This is a genomic window from Thioalkalivibrio thiocyanodenitrificans ARhD 1, assembly GCF_000378965.1.
Taxonomy (GTDB): domain Bacteria; phylum Pseudomonadota; class Gammaproteobacteria; order Ectothiorhodospirales; family Ectothiorhodospiraceae; genus Thioalkalivibrio_A; species Thioalkalivibrio_A thiocyanodenitrificans.
This window is the reverse complement of the sequence record NZ_KB900536.1, coordinates 3,066,997-3,079,301: the sequence shown is the minus strand read 5'-3', so window position 1 is coordinate 3,079,301 and position 12,305 is coordinate 3,066,997. Positions and strand designations below refer to the sequence as shown.

General features: G+C 62.0%; 13 protein-coding genes. 4 read left to right on the top strand and 9 right to left on the bottom strand.

Translation table 11 applies throughout. The features are described 5' to 3' along the window. Window positions 1–158 precede the first annotated feature (158 nt). From THITHI_RS0114570 to THITHI_RS19190, 4 genes are all read right to left on the bottom strand, one after another. Window positions 159–569, bottom strand: coding sequence for a putative zinc-binding protein (locus THITHI_RS0114570; RefSeq protein WP_026186377.1), 411 nt, complete (start codon window positions 567–569; stop codon window positions 159–161). Window positions 570–606: 37 nt separating this feature from the next. After that, a complete protein-coding gene (locus THITHI_RS21125; protein WP_051079951.1) occupies window positions 607–1,032 on the bottom strand; it encodes an SH3-like domain-containing protein in 426 nt (141 codons plus the stop codon). Continuing rightward, on the bottom strand, window positions 1,010–1,402 hold the full coding sequence (locus THITHI_RS21120; RefSeq protein WP_083908745.1) for an SH3-like domain-containing protein: 393 nt from the start codon (window positions 1,400–1,402) through the stop codon (window positions 1,010–1,012). Before THITHI_RS21120 ends, THITHI_RS21125 begins: the two co-directional genes overlap by 23 nt. Window positions 1,403–1,598: 196 nt before the next feature. Beyond that, window positions 1,599–1,934 (bottom strand): type II toxin-antitoxin system CcdA family antitoxin, encoded by a 336-nt coding sequence (locus THITHI_RS19190; protein WP_018233840.1) that lies wholly within the window; start codon window positions 1,932–1,934, stop codon window positions 1,599–1,601. Between the two features lie 23 nt (window positions 1,935–1,957). On the opposite strand from THITHI_RS19190, the gene THITHI_RS0114555 reads away from it, so the two are divergent. Both THITHI_RS0114555 and THITHI_RS0114550 read left to right on the top strand, forming a co-directional pair. Further along, a complete protein-coding gene (locus THITHI_RS0114555) occupies window positions 1,958–2,416 on the top strand; it encodes a YbhB/YbcL family Raf kinase inhibitor-like protein (protein WP_018233839.1) in 459 nt (152 codons plus the stop codon). A 54-nt stretch (window positions 2,417–2,470) separates the two neighbouring features. After that, entirely contained in the window at window positions 2,471–4,018 is a 1,548-nt protein-coding gene (locus THITHI_RS0114550; RefSeq protein ID WP_018233838.1) for a BCCT family transporter, read from the top strand. Between the two features lie 39 nt (window positions 4,019–4,057). On the opposite strand, the gene THITHI_RS0114545 is transcribed toward THITHI_RS0114550, so the two are convergent. From THITHI_RS0114545 to msrA, 3 genes are all read right to left on the bottom strand, one after another. Next, window positions 4,058–5,119, bottom strand: coding sequence for a S1C family serine protease (locus THITHI_RS0114545; RefSeq protein WP_018233837.1), 1,062 nt, complete (start codon window positions 5,117–5,119; stop codon window positions 4,058–4,060). Between the two features lie 266 nt (window positions 5,120–5,385). Continuing rightward, a complete protein-coding gene (gene msrB / locus THITHI_RS0114540; RefSeq protein WP_026186375.1) occupies window positions 5,386–5,916 on the bottom strand; it encodes a peptide-methionine (R)-S-oxide reductase MsrB in 531 nt (176 codons plus the stop codon). 129 nt (window positions 5,917–6,045) lie between these two features. After that, window positions 6,046–6,660: a peptide-methionine (S)-S-oxide reductase MsrA gene (gene msrA, locus THITHI_RS0114535; RefSeq protein WP_051079949.1), complete on the bottom strand. Its 615-nt coding sequence runs from the start codon at window positions 6,658–6,660 to the stop codon at window positions 6,046–6,048. A gap of 280 nt (window positions 6,661–6,940) precedes the next feature. On the opposite strand from msrA, the gene THITHI_RS19865 reads away from it, so the two are divergent. Further along, on the top strand, window positions 6,941–7,315 hold the full coding sequence (locus tag THITHI_RS19865; protein ID WP_051079948.1) for a hypothetical protein: 375 nt from the start codon (window positions 6,941–6,943) through the stop codon (window positions 7,313–7,315). A gap of 140 nt (window positions 7,316–7,455) precedes the next feature. Here the strand turns inward: THITHI_RS19865 and THITHI_RS0114525 are convergent, their stop codons facing one another. Further along, window positions 7,456–8,814 (bottom strand): midcut-by-XrtH protein, encoded by a 1,359-nt coding sequence (locus tag THITHI_RS0114525; protein WP_018233833.1) that lies wholly within the window; start codon window positions 8,812–8,814, stop codon window positions 7,456–7,458. An 81-nt stretch (window positions 8,815–8,895) separates the two neighbouring features. After that, entirely contained in the window at window positions 8,896–9,405 is a 510-nt protein-coding gene (locus THITHI_RS0114520; RefSeq protein WP_018233832.1) for an HIT family protein, read from the bottom strand. A 465-nt stretch (window positions 9,406–9,870) separates the two neighbouring features. Here THITHI_RS0114520 and katG point away from each other — a divergent pair, with 465 nt between their 5' ends. Then, window positions 9,871–12,042, top strand: a complete 2,172-nt coding sequence (katG, locus tag THITHI_RS0114515) for a catalase/peroxidase HPI (protein WP_018233831.1) — start codon at window positions 9,871–9,873, stop codon at window positions 12,040–12,042. Window positions 12,043–12,305: the final 263 nt, after the last annotated feature.

Sequence of the window (12,305 nt, the reverse complement as noted above, 5' to 3'; positions counted from 1 at the left end):
TGTGTTTCGCCATGTACGTTATGAAAACCCCGTTGCGCAATCCTTTCCTCCCCTGCGTCAGGCTTATATGTATCTCTCCTGCGGACGATTGCGAACGCCACCGAACTTCGAACATTCTCGCGGGGGCTGTGGATCTTTGTTCTCGGACGTGGATCTTGTCATCGGACCAGCGCCGTGCCATACACTTGTTCATATTGGGAACGAAGCTCACGTGCCAGTTCCACAATCCTCGGATACAAGCGCCCCACATCTTCATCCGACGCCTCCTGGCCGTAACGCTTCTTTACCCCGTACTCCTGCAGTTGCACATAGCGATCCGGCTCAACACCATGGCGCTTCAAGCAATTACGGGCACAGGCCAATGGGCACCCGTCGAGAACGAGGATCGGTTGGCCTGAGGTGGCCTGATGCACGAACTTCGGTATGCCGGCGCCAACCCCAGCGATGCACGACATCTGGGCTTCTCCATCCCGGGCAAGGCGCAAGACCAGCGTATTTGTGAGTTGGGCGGCGCTGGAACATCCTGAGCAGCTGTAGGCCAGGGGGATACGGGCGCTTTTTCGAACCATAAAACACTCCAAAATCCGTAAGTTGATTAGCCTGAATCTATGCCGGCTCAAGCCAGCGTTCGGAAACCTGGGCCTGTATCGTGTCGTTTGGGTTCGTGTCGGGGGAATCGTCCTCCCATATGTCTCCATGACGAAAACACAAAACATAAAACCATTCGACTTTATCAATGTGCCCCCAAGCTTCATCCTCCGGAGCGGGGCTTTCGTAGGCTATCTCGGTGACTGTTCCGATAATCCCTCGTATGTAACCGGGAGTCTGATTGTAAAAAATATCAGGCTGGTCCTTGACGCGTAAGCGATCACTGACCTTGAACCGCGGCGGCGTACCAGCCATCCCTCGGTAGCACTGTGGGTCGCCGACGCCCGCGGCGATCTCGGCGATCTGCAGATGACTGAATTTCGGCGAACCGGTCGCCTTTCCCGATCCTTCGTCACTTATCTCAGAGAAGCGACTTCTGCGCATGGCGTTTCTTTACCTCTTCGATTTTTTCAGTCAGCTCGGTTAGTGTGATGTGTTGCTTGTCGACCAGTGCCCGCATAGCAGCGAGCAACCAGCGCCCGGAGTAAGGCACCGCCAGGTACTTATCGCCGAGATCGGCGCCCCGGCGGAGCTTTTCCACATTGGTCCAGACCCCACGCCAAGTGAGACACTCGCAGATTGCATAGGTGCCAAGTTCCCACGGCTCGGACTTTCTTTCTTCCAGAGAAATCGGCCCGCCCTTTTCACCCCCGAGATCATGGATGACATGCATCAACTTCTTGAATCGGTCGTGACCGAAAGTGGCGGGATCCGCCATCTCATCCACGCGTTTCGGTGCGTTATGCGATTTCATGGTCTCGCAGCCTCTTAACAGTCGTGACGAAATCGTTTTTATTATGTATCAAACAATATTAAGTGTTACTTGAATTTCTTATTGAGTTTTAGATTTAGACTAATTTTAGTTTTTTATCATGGCATTACAATTGTGAATATATATGACGTCTGTGAATATTCCATGACTTTGTTCTTACCAATCCTATAGGACTTGGTTATGGGTAGAACTCCGTCCCTTTTCCTTCCCCTTCCCCTTTCCCTTTCCCCGTATCGCCGAAATTGCCGCTTTCCGCAACGCGAGCGTTGTAGTCCTCGATGGCGGCCTGGTTCTCCTTTACCCAGCGCTCACGTTCGGCTTGACGAACGACCTCCGCGAGGCGCTCCTCGAACGCCCGCGAAAGGTTGATGTTGAGCGCCCGCGCCCGGGCCGGAAAGTCGGAATTGACGCTCAGGTTGGCCCCCTTCCTGGGCGCGCTCCAATCATAGCTGACAGGGTGTCCCCTTCTCTCCAGGTTGACCCGCGCCCCATCCTCGGGCGATGGTTCGGTCATCCGTTCAGTCAGAGCAGGAACCGATGCAGCTGCTCAGCCCAGCATTCGAGGACGGCGGTACGATGCCCTGGAGGGCCTCCGCGCCGAGCGAAAACGAACTCCCGCCACTGGAGATCCGCGACGTGCCCGCGGAGGCACGCAGCCTGGCAATCCTCCTCGAGGACCTGGATTCACCACTCGGTCCGGTCACCCACTGGCTGGTCTGGAACCTTCCCGCCACCACCTCCCGCGTGGACGCCCTGAATCTGCCCGGCGCTGGCCGGGTGGGCATGGATGCCTTCGGCAAGATCGGCTACCTGGGGCCGATCCCTCCGGAGGGGAGCCACCACTACCGTTTCCGCCTCCTGGCCCTGGACACGGAGCTGGACCTCGAATCCGGCGCAACCCGCAGCCGGTTCGACGACGCCGCGCAGGGACATGTGCTGGAGACGGCGGACCTGGTCGGCGTGATGGAGCGCCCGCCTCCCGAACCGCAGGACTGATCCCGCCGCACGGCGACCGGATCCACTCCGCAAACACCAAGGCCAAGGTGACCGATGCCCGCCCCGTACCGCCCGCAAGCCTTCTTCTCCACGGTGAACCCCGTCGTATTCACCGCCTCCGCGATCATGGTAGTGGTGTTTGTCGCCTTCGGTGTCGCATTTCCCGTGACCGCCGCTGCGGTTTTCGACGGCATCCACGGGTTCATCACCGAGTACCTCGGCTGGGGCTACCTGCTGGTGGTCACGCTTTTCGTCGCGTTCCTTGTGTGGCTCGGATTCAGCCGCTACGGCGCAATCCGTCTCGGCCAGCCGGAAGACCGGCCGGAGTTCGGCTACGGGGCCTGGTTCGCCATGCTGTTCAGCGCCGGCATGGGAATCGGCCTGGTGTTCTGGAGTGTGGCAGAGCCGATCCTGCACTATCAGAACCCGCCTCATGCCGAGGGCGGCACCCACGAGGCCGCGCGCCAGGCGATGGTCTACACCTTCTTCCATTGGGGACTGCACGCCTGGGCGGTGTACGTGGTGTTGGGCCTGTCCGTGGCCTATTTCAGCTTCCGGCACCGTCTGCCGCTGACCATCCGTTCGATCTTCTACCCGCTACTGGGGGACCGCATTTACGGACCGATCGGCCACGTGATCGACATCCTCGCCGTATTCGGCACCCTGTTCGGGCTGGCCACATCGCTCGGCTTCGGCGCGATGCAGCTGAACACCGGACTCAACGTACTTGTCGACATGCCGGTATCGCACTGGTACCAGGTGGGCATCATCACTGCGATCACCGCCGTCGCCGTGTTCTCGGTGCTCTCGGGGCTTGACCGCGGACTCAAGTGGGTGAGCATCTTCAACCTCGTGCTCGCGGTCACCTTCATGCTGTTTGTCCTGTTCGCGGGCCCGACGTTGTTCATCCTGCGTTTTCTCCTGGATTCCACCGGCGCCTATCTGCAGCAGTTGATCGAGCTGAGTCTGCACACCGACGCCATCGGAGGCTCGGGCTGGCAGAAGGACTGGACCATGTTCTACTGGGCGTGGTGGATCGCCTGGTCGCCGTTCGTGGGCATTTTCATTGCCCGCATCTCGCGCGGGCGCACCATCCGGGAGTTCATCGTCGGGGTACTCGCCCTGCCCACCCTGTTCGTCTTCGCATGGATGGCCGTATTCGGCGGTACCGCCCTGTATCTGGAACTCTTCGAGGAGGGCTCGGGCATCGCCTCCGCGGTGGCCGAGGACACCACCGTGGCGCTGTACGCCACCCTTGCCCAACTGCCTTGGGCGACACTGTCGTCAGGGGTGGCCACGCTGCTGATCGCAACCTACTTCATCACCTCTTCGGCCTCCGGCACGTACGTCATCGATGCGCTGATCTCGCGCGGCGCGAAACACTCGCCCAAACGCCAGCGGGTGATCTGGGGCATCACCGAAGGCGCCGTGGCCGCCACGCTCCTGATCGTCGGCGGCGAGCGCGCACTGAACAGCCTGCAGACCGGGTCGCTGACCGCCGGCCTTCCGGTGGCCATCATCCTCGTGTTCTGCTGCGTCAGCCTCACGCGCGCGCTCAGCCGGGAATACCGGGTCGAGGGGGTGGAGCCTCCCTGGGGATAGCGTCAAAGGAGAAGAGGAAAAGGGGCGGCGGGAGGCTGGTCAAGAATCAATTCCTCCATCCCCTTTCGCCTCCGGCGCGCCCAGAGTGGTGGTCAGCGAGACCCTTTCGCCCGCACGCAACACGTTGATCGTCACGCTGTCGCCCGGATTCAGTCCGCCCAGGTGCTGCCGGATGCGCATATAACCATCGTCATCCGCGAAGGAGATGCCCTCGACGCTCAGGATCACGTCTCCGCCGAGTATCAGCGTCTCACCGGCGATGTTCACTTCCACCGTGCCCGCACGCAGGCCGATGCGCGCCGCCGGAGAGCCCGCGGCCATGCCTTGCACGATCAGCCCCCGCGCCTGGGGAATGTTCAAAAGCCGTGCCAGGTTGCCCTGCACCCAGTAACCGTTTAGGCCGTTCCAGAAGGCGCGCTGTTCCAGCAGCAGCTCGCGCACCTGGTTCGAGGTGACCGCAAAGCCCAGACCCTGAGATCCGCCGGAACTCGTGAGAATGCGACTGACGATTCCGACCACCTCACCGGAATAGTCAAACAGCGGCCCGCCGGAGTTGCCCCGGTTGAGCGAGGCATCAGTCTGCAGCAGCTCGCCCAACCCGAAGTCACCGGTGATGTCGCTGCCCTGATGGCGGGCGCTGATGTGCCCGACGCTGAGAGCGTGGGCCAGGCCGCGGGGTGCTCCGATGGCGAATACGGGCTGGCCGATGCGCACCCCGTCCGAGTCGCCCAGGTGCGCCACCCTGGCGTCCGCGGGCACCTCTTCAACCTCCAGCATGGCGATATCTGCTGCAGGCTCTGAACCGATCACCCGGGCATCCGCCTCGCTGCCATCGGCAAAGGTCACCTGGATCTGGTCTGCGGACTGGACCACATGGGCGGCGGTCACGATGCGGCCATCCTCCGACACCAGAACCCCCGACCCGGTCCGCTGGATGGTGCGCCACTCCAGCTGCTCCGTACCACGGGCCACCTGTTCCTGGGACCGGATCACCACGACGCTGGGATTTACCTGCTCGAACAGGTCGGCAAGATCCGCCGCCTGTCCCGGGGCGGATGCAAGAATCAGGATCGACAGAAGTGATACCAACAATCGGCACATTGAGAGGACTCCGTTGTTATTGGACTTGCGGGACACCAAAAAAAGAAAGGCAGCGTCAGGGGCAATATCGAAGATAGCCCGGTCAGGGAGCAATTTCCGCCAGCATTCGTACAATCGCTTTTTGACCCGTTTTTCGCTCCCCACCGATCACCCGCTGCGTATACCCACCGCTGCAACCGGCCTGACGAGTGGTTCCCCACCAACCAGGTGTGCACGCGCAATGCCGGCCGAGGGGTGATCCCGATCGCTCACATTACTGTATATTGCTAGACTTGACCCCTGAGAGTGGGCAGCGCAGTGCCGACGGGAATGAACTCGAGCGCGAGGCCGTTGTTGCACCAGCGCCTCCCGGTGGGCTGCGGACCGTCGTTGAAGATGTGGCCCTGATGACCGCCGCAGCGGGCGCAATGGTATTCGATACTGGGATAGTACGGCCAGTAATCGCGCCGGGTGCCCACATGGACGGGGGAGATCGGCTGCCAGAAGCTTGGCCAACCCGTGCCCGAATCGTACTTGTGTGCGCTGGAGAACAGAGGCAGAAAACAGCCGGCGCAGACATACGTGCCTTCGCCATACTCCTTGTCCAGCGGGCTGGAAAACGGTGCTTCCGTGCCCTCCCGGCGCAGGACATGGTATTGCGCCGCCGTCAGAATCTCCCACCAGGTCTGATCATCGAGATCCAGGGCCTCAAAGGGCGGGCCGTTGCCGGAACCGGCAGCACTCCCGCGGAGCCTCAACCAGAGGATCGGCAGGGTCAGACCAATGGCCGCCAGAAACCTGCGGCGGGATCGAGCCATCGATCGGGACTTGCTTCGGGGATTCGGATTCATCAGGCGCTCCGGGATCAAAGGGAGCCTCGGAAATTATAGACGCTTCACGCACCGCGAACGCCGCTCCACCGGCGCTCATCCGGCACTGTCAGGGCTTCAGCCCGGGCTGCCGCCGGCCTCCGGGCCCCAAAGGTCCTCCAGGCGCTGGTCGCGTCCGCAGTTCCATCGGTAATAGCGGTAGCGTATCGGGTTCTTCCGGTAGTAGCCCTGGTGGTACTCCTCGGCCGGATAGAATGCTTCGAAATCGAGTATGCGCGTAGCGATTGGCCGATCCGACAGATTCCGGGCCTTCACTTGCTCCAGAGAGACCCGGGCCAGACGACGCTGTTCCTCGTCATGAACGAAAATGGCTGAACGGTACATCGGTCCCCAGTCGCAGAACTGGCCTTCAGCCTGAAAGGGATCGATATTGCGCCAGTAGACATACAACAGGGCTTCGTAGCTGACCACCGCAGGATCGTAGATCACCTGGACCACCTCCAGGTGTCCGGTGCCGCCGCGCACCACCGCCTCATACGAGGGGTTGGCCACATGGCCGCCACTGAAGCCTGAGATGGTCTCCACCACACCATCCAGCCGATCGTAGGGTGGCTCCATACACCAGAAGCAGCCGCCGGCGAACGTGGCACGTGCCAACTCACGCGCCTCCCCCGCCACGGTCAGCGGCAGGCACAAGAGGAGGGAAATGATCCAGACGGATGGGCGTTTCATGCGGGAAGCCCCCAGGTGGTTGAGGATCCCCGTTCCCCGGGAGGTCCCGCCGGTTCGTCAACCTTTTGGGTTTCTCGATCCAGTGAAGATCCGGGTCACAGAGGAATATCTTCCAGTATGAGCCATATTTTCCTTATGAGTCGGATTTCAAGACTCATCGTTGCTTCGGGCATTACTATATATTACTAGACTTGACCCCTATAGCTTCCCTATAGCTTCCTTATCGCATGACCGCATATTACAGGACTTGACGCCACAGCCTCGGGGGAGATTCGACGCAATGAACCCGGTATTGAGAGTCACCGTCTTGCTCATGACCTTCTTCGGCACGTACGTGCTGAGCGTGATCATCCTGATGATCCTCTCGCTCGAGTCGGCCGGTCAGGTTCTGGCCCTGCTCATCGCCCTGGCGGTGGCCTTCATGGTCTGGCCTCATACCCGCGAGATGCCGCGTTCGGCTTTGGGGGCGGCCGGCTACGGCGCCGCGATCCTGGGTTCCATCGGTTTCGTGGCGGGATTCTTCGGGCCGATGCTGCTGGCGCCGGAGGCGAACCAGGGGCCGCTGCTCGGCATCTTCATCACCGGGCCCGCCGGTGCCCTGCTGGGTGCGGTGGCCGGGCTGGTCTACGGGCTGAAGCGCAGGACACCGGATTAACGCCCGCGCGCCCAGGCGCCCTCGCCGGTTCTGGCGGGATGCGATCCTGATCGGGACGGTGCGTTGAACCGCTCTCACCTGGCGCCCAAGGCGTGCAACAAGCGCTCGCGGAATCCATGGTACTGAGGTCCGTGCTCTCCTCAGGGGGTGAATCCGCGAACACAACGGACTCTGTGCGCGAAACTCTTTGAGCCGGCAAACTGGCCGCCACCGTTGAAATCCTGCATCCACGCACTAAGAACAGGATCGCCAGAGAACTCTGTTGAACTCCAGTAGAAGCCGGCCGCAAAACCGCCAATAGCGGCACGATTGGCAAACAGGCAGTTCAGCTGGCCGGTCACCGTGACATTATTACCCGCTGGAAGGAACCAGTCGTTGTAACAGGTATTGCCTGCCTGGCAGGGCGTGTTCCCCTGGGAGTCCACCTCGAAATCTGTACATAACTGCGCGGCATAGGGGGTTCCGCCGTTGTTGCCGAGGCCCGCTACGATGGAGGCGGTATTGGCCGCGCCATCCGTAACGCTTTGGGCGCCGGACCCGATCGCTGTACCAGACCCGCCCCACTCGATTGCCATGCTGTTGTCGGCCGTGGCGGCGATCAGATTGTTAAGTGCACCATTCAGGCAGGCGATGGTGCCGCCGCCGGAGGACTGGCCGACCGCCGTGGCCAGATAGGTGTAGCCATTGGTGAGGGTGGCGCCGCCCGCAGGAGTGTCGATGACCACGTCCACGGTGCCCGCCGCATGGGCCGGCGTGACGGCGGTGACGGTGGTGGAGTTGACCACGTTCACACTGGTGGCCGCGACCCCGTCGAAGCTGACCGCGGTGGCGCCGGCCAGTCCGGTGCCCGTGAGCGTGACGCCTGCGCCCCCGGCTGCCGGGCCGGAGTTGGGGCTGATGGCAGTGAGCGTGACGTTCGCCGCGGCCAGATCGCGGCAGATGCTGTCCACATCTACCCGGCAGGTCGCTCCGTTGGACAGTGTCTGGCCGACACCGCAGGAGGCGGGCGGGTCCGGGTCGGGCTGTCCCGGGGGCAGCAGGTTGTCGGCCCCGTCGGGAAAGCACCGGGCAAACGTGGGCAGCTCGATACCCGTGATGCGCAGTGTGTTACCGGAATTGTTGACGAAGTCGGCCGGTTCGAAACCCTCGATGTCGCCGTTGCTGGTGACCGGGTGGACGGCGATGGGCAGGGTCTCACCAGCGGGGTTGGTAAACATGAGTACCACCTGGGCGCGCAGATCAGGGCTCTGCCAGAGCATGCCGGCGACCAGGCCCAGGGAGAGGAGCACCGCGAGGGCCACCCGGTGGGTGCGCCTTTGCAGCACGACATAGGCGCAGACCGTGAACGCCAGTAGCAGCAGCCCGAGGGCCCAGGGATTGTCCACCGGTATGCTGACGCTGGCCTCAGGGCCCGTGGTGATCTCCTGCGCGCTTGCGGTGAATGAGACAAACGTCAGCACGGTCAGAGCGCCGGCCAGGCCTCGGTGGTGTGGTGTCATGTTGCAGGTCTCCCCTTGCCCGTTTCCTATTCTAGTGCAAGTGCGAATAGGAGACGGAGCGAACCTCCCCTCTTCCCTTGGTCATTGTCGCTTGTGGTACTTCGCCCGATCGGGGATGACGTTCCGGATGCCGCCCCTTGGATCCTGCACGTCTCCCTCATAGCGCGGCAGGAGGATGACATGCAGGTGGTCGATGCTCCGTCCCGCCGCCCGGCCGTCGTTGTTGCCCACCGTGTAGGCGTCGGGCCGGTTGCCCAGGAAGGGGAGTTCCAGGACGCTTTCGATGTGGTCCTTCGGTCTCTCCCGCAGGTCCTCGCGGCTCAACATGTTGCGATACAGGCTGGTCATATCGGTCGTTTCGATGACCTCCCGGACGCCCTGAATCGCGTCGAAATAGTCCGATTGTTCGGTTTCGTTGAGTTCGAACAGGGAGACCACATGCCGCCGCGGGATGATGAGCGCATGCCCCGGATTGACCGGGTGGGTGTCGAAGGCGGCGACGAACGAGCGGTTCGCGAAAACAAGCGGGTCGGCCAGGCCCGCGGCAATCCGGCAGAAGCGACAATCCTGGTTGGGTAGGGCGCTGGTCATCGAACGGCCTCGGTGTGATCGGTTTGCGTCAGGGCACAGGCGTAAGATTCTACTGGATTCGCGCTCTGTTGTGCCCGGGCAATCCTGGCCTGACACGGTGATTCGGGCCATGCCGGAGGCGGGATTTCCTTGTACCCTGACTCGAGGGAGATCCGTTAATCCGACCGGGTATACCTGCAATATCCAGTCAGTTTGGGGGCAGAGCCAGATGGTTGCAGTGATCCGACCCAGTCATTCCCTCAGAGGCGTGATGTCCTGATCTGTGAAGAGAATGAAGTTCCTGGATCCTTCTCCAATTACTATACATTGCTAGACTTGACCCCTTAACCGCTTCGACCGGAATCGGTGATAGTCCCAGGCTATCCAGGCCATATATAGATTTCACTCTATTTCCTCAATGCCATCCACTACAGTGGTTCTTGAGCAACCGTTTACACACTCACCGAGCACGATCAGGAGGAATACATGTCCGCACAAGACACCAAGACGACAGGCAAATGCCCGGTGATGCACGGGGCGAACTCCGCGGTGGGCACGTCGAATATGGACTGGTGGCCCAATGCGCTGAATCTCGACATCCTGCATCAGCACGATACCAAGACCAACCCGATGGACAAGGACTTTTCCTACCGCGAGGCGGTCAAGTCGCTGGACCATGAGGCGGTCAAGCAGGACGTCGAGGCGCTGATGACCGACAGCCAGGACTGGTGGCCGGCGGACTGGGGCCATTACGGCGGTCTGATGATCCGCATGGCTTGGCACGCCGCCGGTTCCTACCGGATGGCCGATGGCCGAGGTGGCGCCAACACGGGCAACCAGCGCTTCGCGCCCCTGAATTCCTGGCCCGACAACGCCAACCTCGACAAGGCCCGCCGCCTGCTGTGGCCGATCAAGCAAAAATACGGCAACCGCCTCTCCTGGGCCGACCTGATCATTCTGGCGGGCAACGTGGCCTATGAGTCCATGGGCCTCAAGACCTTCGGCTTCGGCTTCGGTCGCGAGGACATCTGGCATCCGGAAAAGGACACCTACTGGGGTGCCGAGAAGGAATGGTTGGCGCCCAGCGACGAACGTTACGAGGACGTCGAAAACCCCTCGTCCATGGAGAACCCCCTGGCCGCGGTGCAGATGGGTCTGATCTACGTGAACCCCGAAGGCGTGAACGGCAAGCCGGACCCGCTCAAGACCGCGGCCCAGGTGCGCGAGACCTTCGCCCGCATGGGGATGAACGACGAAGAGACCGTGGCACTGACCGCCGGCGGCCACACCGTCGGCAAGACCCACGGCAACGGTCGGGCCGAGAACCTGGGCCCGAGCCCCGAGGGCGCGGACGTGTCCGAACAGGGCCTGGGCTGGATGAACCACACCAGCCGCGGGGTGGGCCGCGACACCGTGACATCCGGCATCGAGGGCGCCTGGACGACGCATCCGACGAAATGGGACGACGGCTATTTCGACATGCTGTTCGGCCATGAGTGGGAGCTGAAGAAATCCCCCGCCGGCGCCTGGCAGTGGGAACCCGTCGACATCCGCGAGGAGGACAAGCCCGTGGATGTGGAGGACCCGTCGATCCGCCGCAAGCCGATCATGACCGATGCCGACATGGCCATGAAAATGGACCCGGTGTACCGCGAGATCTCCGAGCGCTTCCACAAGGATCCGGCCTATCTGACCGAAACCTTCGCCCGTGCCTGGTTCAAGCTGATCCATCGCGATATGGGCCCGAAGGCGCGCTACATCGGCCCGGAGGTTCCCGCCGAGGATCTGATCTGGCAGGACCCGGTTCCCGCCGGCAACACCGGCTACGACGTGGATGCAGTGAAGGCGAAGATCGCCGCCTCGGGCCTGAGCATCGCCGAGATGGTCTCGACCGCCTGGGACAGCGCCCGCACCTTCCGCCAGTCGGACTACCGAGGCGGCGCCAATGGCGCGCGCATTCGCCTCGCGCCGCAGAAGGACTGGGAAGGCAACGAGCCCGCCCGCCTTCAGAAGGTGCTCTCGGTGCTGGAGCCGATCGCGGCGGAAAGCGGGGCCAGCGTGGCCGACGTGATCGTGCTCGCCGGCAACGTCGGCATCGAGCAGGCCGCCAAGGCCGCCGGGTTCGACGTGACCGTGCCCTTCTCTTCGGGCCGAGGTGATGCGACCGAAGAGATGACCGACGCGGACGGGTTCTCGGTGCTGGAACCGATCCACGACGGCTATCGCAACTGGGTGAAGAAGGACTACGTGGTGAGCGCCGAGGAACTGATGCTCGACCGCACGCAACTGATGGGCCTGACCGCGGCCGAGATGACGGTCCTGGTTGGAGGCATGCGCGTACTGGGCACCAACCACGGCGGCGCCAAACACGGCGTCTTCACCGACCGCGAAGGCGCCCTGAGCCAGGACTTCTTCGTCAACCTGACCGACATGAATAACGTCTGGAAACCGGCCGGTGCTCATTACGAGATCCACGACCGCAAGACGGACGCGGTCAAGTGGACCGCCACCCGGGTCGACCTGGTGTTCGGCTCCAACTCGATCCTGCGCGCCTACGCCGAGGTCTACGCCCAGGATGACAACAGGGAGAAGTTCGTGCGCGACTTCATCAATGCCTGGAACAAGGTGATGAACGCGGACCGCTTCGATCTGAAGTGATCGACAGGTGAAGTGACACTGGTGGAGCCAGGGATGGCAGCTCCCCGGGAAATGCAAAAGGGAACGGAGGGCGTATCGGCCCTCCGTTCCCTTTCCTTTTCCTGAGTGAAACCCGTTGTCCGCCGGATCCCGGATGGCCATCCGGGGAGGCGCATCCGTGTTCGCCCTGGCATAAGAGCATAGGGGTCACATAAGAGCATAGGGGTCAAGTTGAACCTCCCCCAGTTTAGCGGACACTTTTAATCGGAGACGAGCGTCTCCCC

Bases quoted from the DNA above. Each gene is read 5' to 3' on its own strand.
- THITHI_RS0114570 (WP_026186377.1), bottom strand. From the start codon at position 569: ATGGTTCGAAAAAGCGCCCGTATCCCCCTGGCCTACAGCTGCTCAGGA.
- THITHI_RS21125 (WP_051079951.1), bottom strand. From the start codon at position 1,032: ATGCGCAGAAGTCGCTTCTCTGAGATAAGTGACGAAGGATCGGGAAAG.
- THITHI_RS21120 (WP_083908745.1), bottom strand. From the start codon at position 1,402: ATGAAATCGCATAACGCACCGAAACGCGTGGATGAGATGGCGGATCCC.
- THITHI_RS19190 (WP_018233840.1), bottom strand. From the start codon at position 1,934: ATGACCGAACCATCGCCCGAGGATGGGGCGCGGGTCAACCTGGAGAGA.
- THITHI_RS0114555 (WP_018233839.1), top strand. From the start codon at position 1,958: ATGCAGCTGCTCAGCCCAGCATTCGAGGACGGCGGTACGATGCCCTGG.
- THITHI_RS0114550 (WP_018233838.1), top strand. From the start codon at position 2,471: ATGCCCGCCCCGTACCGCCCGCAAGCCTTCTTCTCCACGGTGAACCCC.
- THITHI_RS0114545 (WP_018233837.1), bottom strand. From the start codon at position 5,119: ATGTGCCGATTGTTGGTATCACTTCTGTCGATCCTGATTCTTGCATCC.
- msrB (WP_026186375.1), bottom strand. From the start codon at position 5,916: ATGGCTCGATCCCGCCGCAGGTTTCTGGCGGCCATTGGTCTGACCCTG.
- msrA (WP_051079949.1), bottom strand. From the start codon at position 6,660: ATGAAACGCCCATCCGTCTGGATCATTTCCCTCCTCTTGTGCCTGCCG.
- THITHI_RS19865 (WP_051079948.1), top strand. From the start codon at position 6,941: ATGAACCCGGTATTGAGAGTCACCGTCTTGCTCATGACCTTCTTCGGC.
- THITHI_RS0114525 (WP_018233833.1), bottom strand. From the start codon at position 8,814: ATGACACCACACCACCGAGGCCTGGCCGGCGCTCTGACCGTGCTGACG.
- THITHI_RS0114520 (WP_018233832.1), bottom strand. From the start codon at position 9,405: ATGACCAGCGCCCTACCCAACCAGGATTGTCGCTTCTGCCGGATTGCC.
- katG (WP_018233831.1), top strand. From the start codon at position 9,871: ATGTCCGCACAAGACACCAAGACGACAGGCAAATGCCCGGTGATGCAC.